At 64.6% G+C, this 14,069-nt stretch carries 20 protein-coding genes; 4 read left to right on the forward strand and 16 right to left on the reverse strand.

Annotated elements, in window-relative coordinates:
• Nucleotides 1-61: 61 nt before the first annotated feature.
• The 16 genes from fdxA to A7D27_RS24530 all read right to left on the reverse strand — a co-directional run bounded on the left by fdxA (nucleotide 62) and on the right by A7D27_RS24530 (nucleotide 12,359).
• A complete protein-coding gene (fdxA, locus tag A7D27_RS24445) occupies nucleotides 62-385 on the reverse strand; it encodes a ferredoxin FdxA (protein ID WP_069566385.1) in 324 nt (107 codons plus the stop codon).
• Nucleotides 386-523: 138 nt separating this feature from the next.
• Nucleotides 524-3,091: a DNA mismatch repair protein MutS gene (gene mutS, locus A7D27_RS24450; protein ID WP_139134181.1), complete on the reverse strand. Its 2,568-nt coding sequence runs from the start codon at nucleotides 3,089-3,091 to the stop codon at nucleotides 524-526.
• A 62-nt stretch (nucleotides 3,092-3,153) separates the two neighbouring features.
• Nucleotides 3,154-4,395 (reverse strand): site-specific integrase, encoded by a 1,242-nt coding sequence (locus tag A7D27_RS24455; RefSeq protein ID WP_069566387.1) that lies wholly within the window; start codon nucleotides 4,393-4,395, stop codon nucleotides 3,154-3,156.
• 160 nt (nucleotides 4,396-4,555) lie between these two features.
• Nucleotides 4,556-6,073 carry a DNA cytosine methyltransferase gene (locus tag A7D27_RS27530; RefSeq protein ID WP_083265771.1) on the reverse strand — a complete coding sequence of 506 codons (1,518 nt, stop codon included), beginning with the start codon at nucleotides 6,071-6,073 and terminating at the stop codon, nucleotides 4,556-4,558.
• Complete coding sequence (locus A7D27_RS24475) at nucleotides 6,070-6,591, reverse strand: hypothetical protein (protein ID WP_069566391.1); 522 nt, start codon at nucleotides 6,589-6,591, stop codon at nucleotides 6,070-6,072. The genes A7D27_RS27530 and A7D27_RS24475 overlap by 4 nt, the downstream gene beginning before the upstream one ends.
• Nucleotides 6,588-7,253 (reverse strand): hypothetical protein, encoded by a 666-nt coding sequence (locus A7D27_RS24480; protein ID WP_069566392.1) that lies wholly within the window; start codon nucleotides 7,251-7,253, stop codon nucleotides 6,588-6,590. The genes A7D27_RS24475 and A7D27_RS24480 overlap by 4 nt, the downstream gene beginning before the upstream one ends.
• Entirely contained in the window at nucleotides 7,250-7,795 is a 546-nt protein-coding gene (locus A7D27_RS24485; RefSeq protein WP_069566393.1) for a phosphohydrolase, read from the reverse strand. The genes A7D27_RS24480 and A7D27_RS24485 overlap by 4 nt, the downstream gene beginning before the upstream one ends.
• On the reverse strand, nucleotides 7,792-8,361 hold the full coding sequence (locus tag A7D27_RS24490; protein WP_069566394.1) for a hypothetical protein: 570 nt from the start codon (nucleotides 8,359-8,361) through the stop codon (nucleotides 7,792-7,794). The genes A7D27_RS24485 and A7D27_RS24490 overlap by 4 nt, the downstream gene beginning before the upstream one ends.
• A gap of 56 nt (nucleotides 8,362-8,417) precedes the next feature.
• Complete coding sequence (locus A7D27_RS24495; protein ID WP_069566395.1) at nucleotides 8,418-8,744, reverse strand: pyocin activator PrtN family protein; 327 nt, start codon at nucleotides 8,742-8,744, stop codon at nucleotides 8,418-8,420.
• The gene (locus A7D27_RS24500; RefSeq protein WP_069566396.1) at nucleotides 8,741-9,205 is read right to left on the reverse strand and encodes a hypothetical protein; all 465 of its coding nucleotides are present in this window, start codon (nucleotides 9,203-9,205) and stop codon (nucleotides 8,741-8,743) included. Before A7D27_RS24500 ends, A7D27_RS24495 begins: the two co-directional genes overlap by 4 nt.
• Before the next feature lie 10 nt (nucleotides 9,206-9,215).
• Nucleotides 9,216-9,413, reverse strand: a complete 198-nt coding sequence (locus A7D27_RS24505) for a hypothetical protein (RefSeq protein WP_069566397.1) — start codon at nucleotides 9,411-9,413, stop codon at nucleotides 9,216-9,218.
• On the reverse strand, nucleotides 9,403-9,699 hold the full coding sequence (locus A7D27_RS24510) for a phage antirepressor KilAC domain-containing protein (protein WP_069566398.1): 297 nt from the start codon (nucleotides 9,697-9,699) through the stop codon (nucleotides 9,403-9,405). The genes A7D27_RS24505 and A7D27_RS24510 overlap by 11 nt, the downstream gene beginning before the upstream one ends.
• A gap of 9 nt (nucleotides 9,700-9,708) precedes the next feature.
• Nucleotides 9,709-10,254 carry a hypothetical protein gene (locus tag A7D27_RS24515; RefSeq protein ID WP_069566399.1) on the reverse strand — a complete coding sequence of 182 codons (546 nt, stop codon included), beginning with the start codon at nucleotides 10,252-10,254 and terminating at the stop codon, nucleotides 9,709-9,711.
• Nucleotides 10,242-10,538: a hypothetical protein gene (locus A7D27_RS24520; protein WP_069566400.1), complete on the reverse strand. Its 297-nt coding sequence runs from the start codon at nucleotides 10,536-10,538 to the stop codon at nucleotides 10,242-10,244. The genes A7D27_RS24515 and A7D27_RS24520 overlap by 13 nt, the downstream gene beginning before the upstream one ends.
• Nucleotides 10,535-11,362, reverse strand: a complete 828-nt coding sequence (locus A7D27_RS24525; RefSeq protein ID WP_069566401.1) for a Bro-N domain-containing protein — start codon at nucleotides 11,360-11,362, stop codon at nucleotides 10,535-10,537. Before A7D27_RS24525 ends, A7D27_RS24520 begins: the two co-directional genes overlap by 4 nt.
• Nucleotides 11,363-11,600: 238 nt before the next feature.
• Complete coding sequence (locus A7D27_RS24530; RefSeq protein ID WP_371914835.1) at nucleotides 11,601-12,359, reverse strand: XRE family transcriptional regulator; 759 nt, start codon at nucleotides 12,357-12,359, stop codon at nucleotides 11,601-11,603.
• Nucleotides 12,360-12,414: 55 nt separating this feature from the next.
• Here A7D27_RS24530 and A7D27_RS27535 point away from each other — a divergent pair, with 55 nt between their 5' ends.
• From A7D27_RS27535 to A7D27_RS24545, 4 genes are all read left to right on the forward strand, one after another.
• A complete protein-coding gene (locus A7D27_RS27535) occupies nucleotides 12,415-12,648 on the forward strand; it encodes a Cro/CI family transcriptional regulator (protein WP_083265772.1) in 234 nt (77 codons plus the stop codon).
• Nucleotides 12,649-13,058: 410 nt separating this feature from the next.
• Entirely contained in the window at nucleotides 13,059-13,580 is a 522-nt protein-coding gene (locus A7D27_RS24535; protein WP_069566403.1) for a phage regulatory CII family protein, read from the forward strand.
• On the forward strand, nucleotides 13,573-13,797 hold the full coding sequence (locus tag A7D27_RS24540; protein WP_069566404.1) for a TraR/DksA C4-type zinc finger protein: 225 nt from the start codon (nucleotides 13,573-13,575) through the stop codon (nucleotides 13,795-13,797). Before A7D27_RS24535 ends, A7D27_RS24540 begins: the two co-directional genes overlap by 8 nt.
• Entirely contained in the window at nucleotides 13,790-14,068 is a 279-nt protein-coding gene (locus A7D27_RS24545; protein WP_139134180.1) for a hypothetical protein, read from the forward strand. Before A7D27_RS24540 ends, A7D27_RS24545 begins: the two co-directional genes overlap by 8 nt.
• Nucleotide 14,069: the final 1 nt, after the last annotated feature.

Here is a 14,069-nt window from a genome sequence, read left to right on the forward strand (position 1 = left end):
TTTTTTTGTCCGCAAGAAATGAAAAAGGCCCGCTTTGGCGGGCCTCTTCTTTTGCAGCTCTTCAGCGCTCAAGATGCTGGAGCTTGCCCTTCACACCGTCCCACTCTTCGGCATCAGAGAGGGCTTCCTTCTTCTCGGTGATGTTCGGCCAGATTTCCGCCAGGTCGCGGTTCAGCTCGATGAACTCCTGCATGTCCTCCGGTACCTCATCCTCGGAGAAGATGGCCTGTGCGGGGCACTCGGGCTCGCACAGCGCGCAGTCGATGCACTCGTCCGGGTGGATCACCAGGAAGTTCGGGCCTTCGTAGAAGCAGTCTACCGGACAGACTTCCACGCAGTCGGTGTATTTGCATTTGATGCAGTTGTCGGTGACGACGAAGGTCATTTCTGATTTTCTCCTCAAGCGGCGGCATGGAAGCCCGTCTTCATGGGCTTCCTGCGCTGGATCGGCTATCCCGGCTCAGGCTGGCGACCGAAGCTCGTCCAGAGCGCGCGGGATTCTAACAGCTTGTTTGCCTCGGCGTTAGATTCGTGATTTCAGGGCATAAAGCAGATCAAGTGCCTGCCGGGGCGTGAGGTTGTCCGGATCGGCCTTGGCCAGGTCCTCCAGCACCGGGTGCGGCAGGCTGGCGAACAGGTCGCTCTGCATTGGCGGCGCGAGTTTTCCCGGCGCTGCCTGGGGCAGTTCGTGGGGCAGGCTGGTGGTTTCCAGTCGTGCCAGATGCTCGCGAGCTCGCTGGATCACGCCACCAGGGACGCCCGCCAGTTGCGCCACCGCCAACCCATAGCTCTGGCTGGCAGGGCCCGGCAGCACATGGTGCAGGAAGACGATCCGCTCATTGTGCTCGGTGGCGTTGAGGTGCACGTTGGCCACCACCTGCTCGCTTTCCGGCAGCACCGTGAGTTCGAAATAGTGGGTGGCGAACAGGGTGTAGGCACGCAGCTTGGCCAGGTGCTCGGCGGCGGCCCAGGCCAGCGAGAGGCCGTCGAAGGTGCTGGTCCCGCGGCCTACTTCGTCCATCAGCACCAGGCTGCGGTCCGTGGCGTTGTGGAGAATGTTCGCAGTTTCGCTCATTTCCACCATGAAGGTCGAGCGGCCGCCTGCCAGGTCGTCGCTGGAGCCGATGCGGGTGAAGATGCGGTCCACCATGGAAAGCTCGCACCATGCCGCCGGCACGAAGCTGCCGATATGGGCTAGCAGCACGATCAGGGCCGTCTGGCGCATGTAGGTCGACTTACCACCCATGTTCGGTCCGGTGATGATCAGCATCCGCGTGCTGTCGTCCAGGGTCAGATCGTTGGCGACAAAGGGGGTCTCCAATACCTGCTCCACCACCGGGTGGCGGCCTTGGGTGATGCGCAGGCAGGGCTCGTCGACGAAGCGGGGGCGGTTCAGGTCGAGGTTGAGTGCGCGCTCGGCCAGGTTGCTCAGCACGTCCAACTCGGCCAGCGCGGCTGCGGTGTCCTGCAGGGGGGCAAGCTGCTCGATCAGCAGTTCCAGCAGCGCTTCGTAGAGCATCTTCTCGCGGGCAAGGGCGCGGCTCTTGGCCGATAGCGCCTTGTCCTCGAAGGCCTTGAGTTCCGGGGTGATGAAGCGCTCGGCTCCCTTCAGCGTCTGCCGACGGATGTAGTCGGCAGGTGCCTGCTCGGCCTGCACCCGTGGCAGTTCGATGTAGTAGCCGTGGATGCGGTTGTAGCCGACCTTTAGATTCGGCAGCCCGGTTCGGGCCTTCTCTCTGGCCTCCAGATCCATCAGGTATTGGCCGGCGTTCTCGCTGAGTGCCTGAAGCTCGTCCAGTTCCGCGTCGTAACCGGTCTTGATCACGCCGCCATCGCGGATCACCGCCGGCGGGTTGTCGATGATGGCGCGCGTGAGCAGGTCAGCCAGCTCCGGGTAGGTGCGGATGCTGCCGGCCAGGGTCTGGAGATGAGGGATGTCCAGACCGCTCATGGCATCTTGCAGTGCTGGTAGCGCAGTCAGGGCATCGCGCAGGCGAGCGAGGTCACGGGGGCGGGCGTTGCGCAGGCCGATACGGGCGAGGATTCGCTCGACGTCGCCGATTTCTTTCAGTTGCGGTTGCAGCCCTTCATAGCGGTAGCCGTCCAGCAGTGCGGTGATGGAGTCCTGGCGTGCTTCCAGCACGGCCCGATCACGTAATGGACGGTTCAGCCAACGCCCAAGCAGACGGCTGCCCATGGCAGTCTGGCAGCGGTCGACCACAGATTGCAGGGTGTTGTCCCGTCCGCCCGAAAGGTTGACGTCCAGCTCCAGGTTGCGACGGCTTGCACCGTCGAGGATCACCGTGTCGTCGAGGCGGTCATGGCGCAGGCTGCGCAGGTGGGGCAGGGCAGTACGCTGGGTCTCCTTGGCGTAGGCAAGCAGGCAGCCAGCCGCGCCGATCGCCAAGGTCAGGTTCTCGCAACCAAAGCCCTTGAGGTCCTGTACGCCGAACTGCTGGCACAGGCTCTTTTTCGCCGAGTCCCGGTCGAAGTCCCAAGGCGCACGACGACGTACGCCCCTGCGCTTCTCCGCCGGCAGCCCTTGAGGCCAGTCGTCAGGGATGAGCAGTTCGGCTGGGTTGAGGCGCTCAAGTTCGGCCAGGAGGTTCTCCCAGCCCCTGATCTCCTGCACGGCGAAACGACCGCTGGTGATGTCCAGCACCGCCAGGCCGAACAGACGTTCGTCACCCAGGAGGGCGCCCAGCAGGTTGTCGCGACGCTCGTCCAGCAGCGCCTCATCGCTGACGGTTCCCGGAGTGATGATCCGAACGACTTGGCGCTCGACCGGGCCCTTGCTGGTTGCCGGGTCGCCGATCTGCTCGCAGATGACCACCGACTCACCGAGTTTGACCAGCTTGGCCAGGTAGCCTTCCACGGAGTGGAAGGGAATGCCCGCCATGGGAATCGCCTTGCCAGCCGACTGGCCGCGCGCTGTCAGGGTGATATCCAGCAGCTTGGCCGCCTTCTTCGCGTCTTCGTAGAAAATCTCGTAGAAGTCGCCCATGCGATAGAACATCAGCTGGTCCGGATGCTGATTCTTCAGTTTCCAGTACTGCTGCATCATGGGCGTATGCTGCGAAAAATCCTCAATTTCCTTATTCATCAATCACTTACGTCTAGTCTTAAATTTGCTTGGGGCAGGTTTGGGGCAAATCATTGGGCCTTATTCATTCCTGCCCATATGTGCTGCAGCTCGTTCGGGGACTCGTCTTCCATCCACGCGGCGTACACCTTGACCAGCATGGTGAAGTCTCTATGGCCCATCTGCTTTGCGATGAACGCGAGGTTACCACGCGCCACCAGACACCAGCAGGCGTAGGTATGGCGAGTCTGGTACGGGCGGCGCGGGCGGATCTTGGCGCGGCGCTGGATGTTGGACCATTTGGTGTTCCAGGACGACGGGTTGAACCAGATGTTCACGCGCCGCTTCCGCGCCTGGACCAGCGGCGAAATGAGGGGCGTGACCACTTCTTCGGTGGACTCATGCCGATTCAGTTGTACCGTGACTGTCTGCGCCTCGACGGGCGATTGCATGGCGAGCAGCTGCTGGCACGCCTCGACGGCCGGCGGGAGCAGCATGACGTTACGGGGGCGCCCGTTCTTCGGCGGCTTGAACTGCCCGCCGGCGGTGATCGAGCGGCGTACCTGGATCATTCCCCGCTCCAGGTTGATGTCCTCCCTGGCCAGGGCGCACAGCTCGCCCGGGCGTAGGCCGGTGTAGACGGCCAGGGTGATCGCGGCGCGGTCCATCGGGTGCAGGCAGCCCTTGTCCTGCAGGGCGGTCAGCTCGGCTTTCGTCAGTGGGTCAGGGTCGCGCTCGGTCATCTCGAACCGAGTGCAGGCGCTGGCCAGCCCCTTGCGGCAATATCCGTTCGACTCGCACCAGCCCAGGAACCCCGCCAGGGTTGCCAGGTAGTGGTTGACGGTGGAGGTCGCGCGGGTGGCGATCAGATCCCCGCGCAGCTTCTGGATGTCCTCGGGCAGGATGATGCTAACCAGGCGCTCGCCGCCCAGCATCTCGATGCAGATGTCCAGGGCGATGGCGTACCGGGCTTCCGTCTCCTCGGTGATGTCGAGGGCTTTGAGCGGCTTGTACCGGGCCAGCAGCGCCTGCAGGCGCTCGTCCCGGGTGTTGCTGTAGTTGGGGGCCTGCCTGCTGTTGGGGAAGCGCTGGGCGTAGTCGAAGGTGCCGACCTTGATGTCATGAAGAACCGCCGCCCGTAATTGGGCGGCGTGCTTGATGTTGGCCTTCGTGATGGGTAGTCCCAGCGTCTCCCTGCAGCGCCGGCGGCGCCACATGAACACGATGCGCAGGGACTTCCCGTGGATCTCGACGCCCGGGTGCTTCGCCAGCTCCTTCTCTATGCCGCTTCCTGGGGCGAACTCTCGATCCACCGGTCTACCTCCTGCAGGTTGATACAGATCCTATTGTCTGGAGCCTTCCTCCAGATCCTCCCTTGCGGCCATGTGCCGTCCTTCACCTTGTGCCTGATGGCATCCTCTGAGTACCCGGTCAGCTCGGCCGCCTTCTTGATCAAAACCCACTTCGGATTGCTCATGCTGCAGCCCTCGTCTGTGCCGTTGCCGCCAGGTGTTGCTTGAGTCGGCGGCCTATCCACCGAACTACTGGGATGGCTTTGCTGTTGCCGATGGCCTTGTAACGCGGCCCGTCTGGGCATTCTTCCGCCGGCTTTCCGCGCCAAGGAATCAACGTGTAGTCGTCGGGGAAGCCTTGCAGGCGCTCGCATTCGCGTGGAGTAAGGCGGCGTACAGCGGCGGCTGCGTTTACTGCCTGCACTTCGGCACGCGCTTCCAGGGTGTAGGCGTGTTCGGCTTGGACGCCCACGCCATCCGGGCCGCTTGTAGGGTTGGTGCGTAGGGCGGTGGCCTGGATGGCAAAAACGGCGTTCTCCTGGCCGTTGTTTCTGCCTAGGGTGTGTGCTTGGTTGTGCTGTATGCAGGGATCTTGCGTGCCGTGGACAACGAGCAGACCTGACTCGGCATCCTGCTGGGTGGCGCTGCCCGCTGCTTTGGCGTTCGCATTAAGCGTGCCTGCGACGATGAAGTGGCCTGCAGCGGCTCCCTCCGGTCTGCCTCCCGCTCCGCCGTTGTAAGAGGAGGCTGTTAGTGCCCCAACGATCAAATTGGCAGGGGTGCAATCATTGCCAGCTGGTATGCCGCCGTTCTTCGCATGGGCCGAGGTGAGCGTGGCAGCTACGACGAATGTCTCTGCATCTAGGTCATAGCGCCCGCCGGGGTGCGCTGTGATTGCTGTACTTACGTCAGTTGGGTTGCAGTTCTTTCCACCACCAAATGCTTTGGGGGAGGGCCGCCCTTCTTCCTGTTGTCTTGGGTTTCCGCAGCGGCCTTGAGTGCCATGAGAAGCGCTTCCGGCAGCCTCTTGCCGCGCGCCTCGGCTCGGCGCAGTATCCCGGCGCACGCCGCCTGACTCAAAAAGTACCGCTGCGGGATCGAATCCGTTTCGAGCACTTGCGACAACGAACACACGGCGGCGTCGTTGGGCCAGGCCGAAATATTGGGCATCCAGCACCCGCCATGCGGCTGCTCTGCGGGGTCCATACACACAACCAGCGTTCGTCCATTTTCGCCCTGTCGGCTGGAGCGCATCGGATTCGCCCACCAGGGCGCCGAGGAAGCACCCGAACGCGTTGCCCTTGTCGGAGAGGACACCGGGGACGTTTTCCCACACGACGACGCACTCGTCTCCAGCGGGGCGAACATGGTCAATTGCATCTGCAAGCTCCACGAATTTTATGGTGAGTGCGCCGCGCTCGCCGGCCAGGCCTTTGCGCATGCCAGCGACCGAGAAATCCTGGCATGGAGTGCCGCCGACAAGGATCAGTGGCGCGGCGATGATGCCCTGCAGAACCTCGCGGGCCAGCTTGGTCATGTCGCCCAGGTTGGGAACGGCCGGCCAGCGGTGAGCCAGCACAGCAGAAGGGAAGGGCTCGATCTCAGCGAACCAGCGAGCCTCAAAGCCCAGGCACTCCCAGGCAACTGACGCCGCTTCGATCCCGCTGCAGATTGATCCAAAGTCGATAGCACAGGTCATGCTGCAGCCCTCCCTGCTCGATGACGACGCTCGTTCGCGTGCGTGCAGAGCACCTGCAGACCCAGGTCGGTTAGGGCGTTGAACGGGTCCAGCAGGCGCAGGCGGCGGCAGTGGGCGGCCGAGCATCGTGCCTGGTTGTCGTCGCTCGGCTGGAGCCCGTAGAAGGCGCGCGCGAGCGTTTCCAGGGTGCGACGGGTCGGGAAGGTGCGGTCGGCCTTGGGCAGCTGGGGGCGCTTATACCCCTTAACAGGCTGCGCGGCGGGGGAAGGGTGGTTAGCGGAGCGGGGTTCCATTTTCTGCGCCCCGCGCACGCGGTCCGTGGGGTATACGCGGGCTTCGGTGCTGGCGGAAAGGGTGTGGATGATGCCTGCCGCTGCGCGGCAGAGGCTCTTTATCTCGCCACCCTCGGGCAGCGGTTGGCGGCCGATGGTCATGGCGTTCACCTGTTCGATCTGAGCGGGGCCGCCGCCGCGCTGTCGCGCGGCTGGGGCTTGGGTGCTGTGGGTGGCGAGGGTCATGGCTGCGACTCCTCGGCTTCGGACGACCGCCCTTCGGGCAAGCCGGTGGCGGTGGCCCGGTCCAGTCGCTCGATCTCGGCCAGGATCAGGGCGCCGGCTTTGACGAGGTTCTGCCGCGCGGTGCCGGGCTTCCACCAGGCACCGGCCCATGGCCAGGCGCTGGGCATCGCAGGTTTCACGTTCTCGATCTGCCCGCTATCGCCGTGCAGAACGTTATCCATGGGTGCGGCTGCCGCGTAGCACGCTGCCGCCAGGGCTAGCTGCCCGTGCCGATACCTGTCGTCATGCTTGGGCGTCCATTGCTCGGCCTCGACCTGGCGGCGGCGCTCGGCCAGTACGTCGCGGGCGGCGGCATTCAGCTGGCCGGATGCAAGAGGGGTGGCGGCGATAAGCGCCTCAAGTTCCGCAGCCAGGTCCCATACGCGCTTCGTGAGGAATGCGGCCTGGAACGATTGGGCATCCGGCACCCCCGCAGTAGGCGAGGCGCAGAGCGCGGCGCGTGCCTTCCAGCCGCTCCAGGATGTATGGGCTTGCTGCAGCAGGTACTCCCCTCCGCTGCCGCGCTCGGTCGCACGGGGGAACTTCCCTCCCTCGCTGTACCAGGCTTCAAACAGCGGGCGCTCATGCTCGAAGTCGTCTGTGCGAAGTTCTACCCGGCTCATGCTGCAGCCCTCGCGCGGTGAGTGGTGGCCAGCAGTTGCATGAGGCGGTCGAAATAGAACTGGGCCGCCTCGGGCTGGGTCCAGGGCCGGATGCGGAATGCGGCCGGCTGGGTGCCGACCAGGCAGGCCCACGGGTCAGGGTGGTCCGGCATGAGGTCGCGGCGCTCGGTGGCCAGCGCGATCAGGTCGGCGTCGTGGATGCACGGCGGGGCGTCGGGCTCGATGTCGAACCGGTGGCAGATGGCGTGCCAGATGCGGCTCTCGATCTGGCGGAACTCCGGCAGCACGGCCTTGAGCGGGCTCACCAGGTCGCCCACGTAGGCCTCGGTGGCGTCGTGCAGCAGCGCCTGCAGTTGGTACTGCTCGGGCACCAGGTCGGCCACCAGGTAGCAGTGCTGGGCCACGCTGTAGAACGCGCGGGTATGGCCGTTGAAGCGGCATTGCATGCTGAGGGATTGGGCGATGTCGGCGGGCTCGATCATGGAGGCGGACGGGTCCAGCAGATCCACGCGGCGGCCGGTGCGGGTGAGTATCCAGCTCATGCGGCACGCTCCTGGTCCGCCAGGCGGGCCTGTGCGTGGTCGATCACGTCGCGCAGGGTGCGGGCGCTGTCGAACTCCTCGCCCACGGGCACGTAGATGGCCAGGTCCTCGAAGTCCCGCCCGGTGTGGGCGCGCTCCAGGAAGTCCATGCGGATCGTGTCCGGGTGTTGGGCAACCTTGCGCTGTCTGATCCGCTCCAGGTTCATGGCGAGCAGGCGGGCAGTGTTCGCCTTGTCGTGCGCGCGCAGCCCGGCAAAGGTGTCGCTGGCCAGGCCCAGCGTCTCGGCGGCCTGGCTCAGGGTGTCGCGGTCTTCCTCGATGACCATGCGGAAAGCGAATTCGCCTCGGCTGGCCTTGGTCTCGGCGGCGGACGCTTCCTGGAAGTAGTGCGCCGCGCGCTGCTCGGCGGCCTGGGCTCGTTCATCGGCGGCCTTGGTGCGCTCCTCGGCCTCGATCTCGGCCGAGGTCTGGCCGTCGGTCATGCCGGCGCGATAGCCGGCGTAGAACGCGAGTAGCACGGCGCCCGCGATGGCGAGGGCGGCGACGATCTGCAGGGTGATGCTCATGGGGTGGTCTCCCGTTGGGTGGGTCCGCTCGGCTGGTGGTGGCAGCGGTCGCGGTGTCAGGTGGTTTCGGTGTGTTCGCGCAGCACGCGCTCCAGCTCTGCGTCGGCCAGGCCGGCGCGGTGCTCGATGTGGGCCGCGAGGTGGTGGATCTCGAAGAAGCGCACCGCCCGGTTGCCGTCCTCCAGGGTGGTGACCGGGATGGGTAGGCGGGGGCTGCCCGGCACCCCCTTGAACGTCTCGCTGTTCATGTAGGGCATGAACCGGTCGCGGGCTTCCTCCACCGGGATCAGCACAGAGCCGAACATGCGGAACAGCAATTCCACGGTGATCGGCCGGGGCTGGACCTGCAGGCGGATGCGCTGCTGGTGGTCGTGGTTGCTCATGCGCGGCGAGCCTCACGGGGCAGCAGGCGAAGCGGGTTGCGGTTGGCCTCCCGGGGGCGGCGCTCCCTCGGGCTGCCAACGCCTCGGCCGTGCTGGTCGACGTCCTGCCGGAGCATGGCCAGGGTGCCGGCGGCGGTGTGGCCGAAACCGGTAAACCGGAGGTTGGCGGTGCTGTTCTCGACGGACGCGAACAGCTCGATGCCCTCGGTGCCTGGCCCGAGGCGCAGGTTCACGCGGTAGATGAAGCCCTCGCCCAGTGAGGCGGCGAGCAGGGCGCAGGCGCTGGCGAGCTTCATCTGCTCGCGCTGCAGCGGGCTCGGCTCGCTCAGGTCCAGGGCGGCGGCCGAGGTGGCCAGGGCCAGGTGCGCCCGGATCTGGTCCCGGGTGCGCTCGGCGTGGGGCATCTGCAGCAGGGCCAGCAGGGCGTTGTCGAGCAGGGCGTAATCAGTGATTCGTGCCATGGTCGTGTTCTCACGGGTTGCGTTGGGGGTGGTTCCAGGCGATCAGCAGATGGGTGCGGACCAGCTCGCGCAGATCCTCCGGCACCCTGGCCAGGGCAGCGCGCCGCTCCTCCAGGGTGTGCAACTGGAGGATGGCGGCGGCGTACCCACGGGGGCGGGTCGGGTTGACCGGCACCCCGTTGATCACCAGGAACGGGCTATGCGACATCGCGCGGGTCTGCCTTGGGCTCGGGAAGCGGGCGCTGGATGTCCAGCTTCTGCTCCAGCCAGCGCAGGCCCGCCTCGGTGACGCGGGTTGACCGGCTGTACTGGTTGCCGAGGCGCGGATGGAACCAATAGCCCTCGCGGGTGATGAGGTAGAGCGCATCCCGGGCCGGGTGCCGGGGCAGGCGATCCGACCCCAGCAGGTCGCGCTCGCGCAGGGCGGCGATCAGCTTGGGGCGGGTCAGCCCCAGGTGCTGGGCCGCTTCTTTCAGGTCGTAGCTGCGTGCCATGGCTACCCCCTATGCCGCCTGGGCGGTGTGGTAGTCGTGGGCGAGCTGCTGTACGCGCTGGTGGAGCAGGGCATAGGCGCAGCCGGCATCTTCGGGCACCGGGAGGTGCGCCACGGTGCCGGCCAGGTGCAGGGCAGCGCGGGTGCCGGCCGGGGTCGGGCTCAGGGTCAGGCTGACCTCGGCGCCGTCCAGGTCCAGCACGTACACCCCCACGCGACGGCGCACGGCCTGGCGCAGCGTGTGCTCGACGCGGCTGCACAGGTCGCCCTCGGTCGTGTCGGGCTGACCAGCGAGCGGGCAGCCGTTGGCGGCATCCTCCAGCAGGCGGGCCACGGTGAAGGCGTTGCGGGCGTGCTGGCGGTCCAGCGTGAGGGTGCTGCAGGTGCCACCCACGCGGGCAGTGACCTGGACCTGCTCGCCGGCCTGCTCGATGCGGACCTGGGCGTAGACGGTTTCGCGGTTGGGCGCCTGCAGGCTGTGGTTGAACAGGCCATTCAGGCGCAGTTGTTGGCGCAGCAGTAGCACCGAGGCGGTGCGAAGGGTCAGGCGGCGCATGGGGTCGCCTCCTTCTGCAGGTAGTCCTGCAGCTGGCTGAGCATGCCGGTCAGGGTGCCAAGCCCCTCGATGGGGGCGTGGTCGAAGTCCGGTGCATCGGAGGCGTTCAGGGCTGCCGAGTAGCGGTGTGCGTCGTCGTCCTCGTCGAGGCCCGCGCGAGGTTCGACAGAGACCCAGACGTTGTGTCCCGTGTAGTCGAGCGTGGCCAGGTAGATGCCCTGGGCGTTGATCAACATGCAGGTGGCGAGCAGCTGCAGTGCGAGTTCTTCGGTGGTGGGTTTCATGCTGCTGCCTCCAGCCGCTCACGGGCATAGGGTTTGATGACAAACACCCAGGAGCGGAGGCCGTTTGCGCCAGCGCATTGGCGCACACGGGAGTAGCCGAGCAGCTTCAGGCAGAAACCGATAGAGGTTTGGGTGGACTTGTCGTAGGTGAGTTCGAGCGCTTCGATCAGTTGTTGACTGGTGAACCCTTGTGGCCAGTTGTTGTTTGACAGGTGATCACGCACGCGCTCCTGTAGCTCGTACTCGTCCCGCTGGGAGGTGGGGATGTCGGGTCCTGCAAGCCAGTTGCCAGCGCCAAGCTCTGCCGCTAGATCGACACCCGTTGAACGCAAGGCAGAAGCGTTTGCCCGAGTGGCGGCCATGCGCCGCGCCATTCCCATAGAGCGTGCAGTGGTGAACATTGCTCGGAAGACTCTGCCCGCACTGACGATCTGGTCCGCTTCGACATGTGCCGACATTGGTGTGACGTCATCCTCGGCTTTGTCTGTCGGCATGACGTAAGCGCCATGCTTGCGAATGGCAGGCAGCACCTCGTGCGTTATCCAGCGTTTGAAACGTTTGGCCTCGGGCTTGCGGCTGCCGAGGACGAGGCTGTAGAGGCCGGGTTCGTTGACAGCGTTTACGTTGGGATTTCCAGCACCACTGTGAATACCCTGAATTGAAATCAGGGTTTGCTCGTCAGTGTCGAGGCGCTCCAGAGCCTTGGTGGTGTTCGGTAGGGCGAGCGCTGCGCACACATCAGCGGCAACGAACCATGGAGCGCCCTGGATCATCAGTACGCGCACTTCATGGCCTTCGAAGGCGTATTGGATGGGAAGTGTCATGCCGCATCACCTCCGAAAGGGCCGGTAGTGGTTGCGGGCTTGAGAGAGAAGCTCTTCGAGGGGATGTAGCGAACGCCGGCCTGCTTGGCTGCTTGGCGCAATGCTAGGCGGCGATCCTCATTGCATGAGGGGAAGGCATGGAGTGTTGCGGGAGTAGTTTGCATGGTTTGCCTCGTCTCTGTGGTGGAGGGACGAGGCAATTAAACATTGGGTTTATTGTTGGGTCAACGCAAAATGTTTATTTGCTGTTTATCAGGCCCGGTTTGGCACGGCGGCGAAGGGTGGACCACCAGAACACCCAGCCCAGAATGACGATGCCTTGATCCTGTACTTCCGCAAGGGAATAACACTCGTCAGGGTGCTCTGCCGAATTGAAGCTCTTGAGGCGTAGGCCGCCCCCGGGGAGGCGATAGACATACTTCGCCCGGAGCATGCCGTCATGCTCCAAGGCGTAAATCTCACCGTCGACGATGTTTGTCGTGCCTCGATCAACGCCTATGGTTGCTCCGTCCATGATCAGCGGCTCCATGCTGTTGCCGTTGAGTGGCGCGCAGAAGGCATTGCTCGGGTCTACCCCGGCCGCTCGCAGGGTGGCGTAGGAGAACCTGAGTTTACGCCCCAGGACCGGCATGACGGCCGTCCTGCCGGCGCCCCCGGATATCTCAACTTCCTTGTACAGAGGCACTTCAACTTCATCCTCTTCCAGTGGTGTGCTGTCGTCCCACGGCTCTAGCGGTTCGAGTGTCACGCCTGCAGATAGAGGGGGCGTCTCTTCGCCTTCGCCGTCCAGCAGCCAGCGTGGGCTGACTTTGAGTATGTCTGCCATGGCGAAAGCGCGTGCGGCCGGCACGCCTCGACGGAACCAGTTGTTCACGTACTGGGGCTCCACCTGCATGAGGTCGGCAAAGGCCTTGGCTGTTAGGTCTCGCTTCTTTAGGAGAGAGCGCAGACGAGATCCGGATTCATTCATAAACACGCAGTTTAAGGGGCTAGACATTCCGGTTAAATAAACTTAATGTGCATTTCGCGATTGCGATCATAGTGAGATGTTTATGAGCCAAGCACCCCTTGATAGAGCCATCAAAGCGGCTGGCGGAGGTCGGGCCCTCGCTCAAACGCTGGGAATCTCGCCGATGGCGATTTCGCAGTGGAAGCGGCGCGGTGTACCGGTTGAGCGTGTCCCTTCCGTAGTGCGCGCCTGTAACGGACTGGTTAAGGCGCATGAGCTGCGCCCTGATCTGCCTGACCTGTTCCCTGTACCGGACGAGAGCCAGGCCGCCGCCTAGAAAAAAGGCGCCCTAAGGCGCCTTGTTTCCCGGCCAAGGCAGATGCTTTGGCCGTACCTGAGCACGAGTGCTCAGGTTGCCGACGTCTCCACCACAGATTCGACGGCTTTTGCAGCGGCCTCACGACCGTTGCTATGGACCACCTGACGGGAGGGCCATGCCGCGACTATAGCAACCGGTCGCGGCTGGGTCACTGGCAACATTCTGCGGAAGTTGCCACTGGCTGGCCCTCAATGCCGGCGCATGCCACCACCATGCTGCCGGGCCTGGGCTGGATGCTCAGGGTTGCCCGCTGCTGCCACCACCAGCGGCGGGCTGTTGCGGCGGGGTCTGTGCGGAGCACGGGCCCCGCCTGGGGATGCGGTCGGCTGTCGACCGCCCATGACCACCTGACGCTTAGGAGTATTGCTATGGCCCGAGCCTGGCAAACCAGCGCCGAGCGCGCCCGTGAAAGGGTGTTGACCTTGGCACAGGCACTGCACCATGCAGTGCGCGACTACCCCGGCGGTGCCGCCGCCATCGCTGCCGTCGACGGCGGCAACGCCACCACCCTCAACCACAAGCTGAGCCTGACCCCGGCCAATAGCCGGCACCGCGTCAATATCGACGACCTGCAGCTGATCCTCGATCTGACCCGCGATCAGCGGATCGTCGACGCCATCCTGAGCCCCATCGGCTGGGTGGGTGTGGACGTCTCCGAACTGAGCGAGACGGACACACCGCGCAGCCTGCTCGCGGGTATCAGCGACATGCTGAGCCGTGAGGGCGACCTGACCAAGCACCTGAGCAACAGCCTTGAAGACGACAACCTGAGCGACCGCGAGCTGCAAGAGTTCGAGCTGCTGACCATTCGTCTGGTGCAGGCGGTCTTCAAGCTCCGGGCCGTGGTGCGCAAGAAGCATCGCGAGGACGCGGAGGTCGACCATGGCTGACTTTGCAGACCTGGGCAGCGATAGCGCCCAGCTGTTCCTCGAACAGTCCCTAGCCAACCGCCGTCAGCCTCCCGCCGTGGTCACGACCGGAACCTGTGCCGACTGTGACGCCGAGATCCCGGCCCAGCGCCTGGCCGCCTTGGCCTCGCGCGGCTGCGTGCGGTGCTTCGAGTGTCAGGGCTACTACGAACGCGAAGAGGGGAATGGCCGTGGATAAGAGACTGGATCGCCTGGTGGAGCTGACCAGGAAACGAGACGTCATTGCCGAGGAGATCAAGGCGGAATTGGATCACCTCTTTCTCGGTCGCCGCGTTCGGGTCAATCACTGGCGCGGGACATTCTTCGGGAGGGTTGAGCGGTGCAGGGCCTTGGGTTTGAACGTCTACGTGAGGAACTTTCAGACCGGCAAACTGAGCCCGCGCTGCGTTGTCGCGATGACTGGGGAATTGCCTGAGGTTGAGCTGATTGGGGACGGTGACCATGAATAAC

This window comes from Pseudomonas sp. 1D4, assembly GCF_001728925.1.
Lineage (GTDB): Bacteria > Pseudomonadota > Gammaproteobacteria > Pseudomonadales > Pseudomonadaceae > Metapseudomonas > Metapseudomonas otitidis.

Coding starts and splice junctions, on each gene's coding strand:
- A7D27_RS24510 (WP_069566398.1), bottom strand. CDS start 9,699: ATGGCACGCAGCTACGACCTGAAAGAAGCGGCCCAGCACCTGGGGCTG.
- A7D27_RS24505 (WP_069566397.1), bottom strand. CDS start 9,413: ATGTCGCATAGCCCGTTCCTGGTGATCAACGGGGTGCCGGTCAACCCG.
- A7D27_RS24525 (WP_069566401.1), bottom strand. CDS start 11,362: ATGACACTTCCCATCCAATACGCCTTCGAAGGCCATGAAGTGCGCGTA.
- A7D27_RS24530 (WP_371914835.1), bottom strand. CDS start 12,359: ATGTCTAGCCCCTTAAACTGCGTGTTTATGAATGAATCCGGATCTCGT.
- fdxA (WP_069566385.1), bottom strand. CDS start 385: ATGACCTTCGTCGTCACCGACAACTGCATCAAATGCAAATACACCGAC.
- A7D27_RS24480 (WP_069566392.1), bottom strand. CDS start 7,253: ATGAGCCGGGTAGAACTTCGCACAGACGACTTCGAGCATGAGCGCCCG.
- A7D27_RS24490 (WP_069566394.1), bottom strand. CDS start 8,361: ATGAGCATCACCCTGCAGATCGTCGCCGCCCTCGCCATCGCGGGCGCC.
- A7D27_RS24500 (WP_069566396.1), bottom strand. CDS start 9,205: ATGGCACGAATCACTGATTACGCCCTGCTCGACAACGCCCTGCTGGCC.
- A7D27_RS24540 (WP_069566404.1), top strand. CDS start 13,573: ATGGCTGACTTTGCAGACCTGGGCAGCGATAGCGCCCAGCTGTTCCTC.
- A7D27_RS27530 (WP_083265771.1), bottom strand. CDS start 6,073: ATGACCTGTGCTATCGACTTTGGATCAATCTGCAGCGGGATCGAAGCG.
- A7D27_RS24535 (WP_069566403.1), top strand. CDS start 13,059: ATGGCCCGAGCCTGGCAAACCAGCGCCGAGCGCGCCCGTGAAAGGGTG.
- A7D27_RS24515 (WP_069566399.1), bottom strand. CDS start 10,254: ATGCGCCGCCTGACCCTTCGCACCGCCTCGGTGCTACTGCTGCGCCAA.
- A7D27_RS27535 (WP_083265772.1), top strand. CDS start 12,415: ATGAGCCAAGCACCCCTTGATAGAGCCATCAAAGCGGCTGGCGGAGGT.
- A7D27_RS24520 (WP_069566400.1), bottom strand. CDS start 10,538: ATGAAACCCACCACCGAAGAACTCGCACTGCAGCTGCTCGCCACCTGC.
- A7D27_RS24495 (WP_069566395.1), bottom strand. CDS start 8,744: ATGAGCAACCACGACCACCAGCAGCGCATCCGCCTGCAGGTCCAGCCC.
- A7D27_RS24485 (WP_069566393.1), bottom strand. CDS start 7,795: ATGAGCTGGATACTCACCCGCACCGGCCGCCGCGTGGATCTGCTGGAC.
- A7D27_RS24475 (WP_069566391.1), bottom strand. CDS start 6,591: ATGACCCTCGCCACCCACAGCACCCAAGCCCCAGCCGCGCGACAGCGC.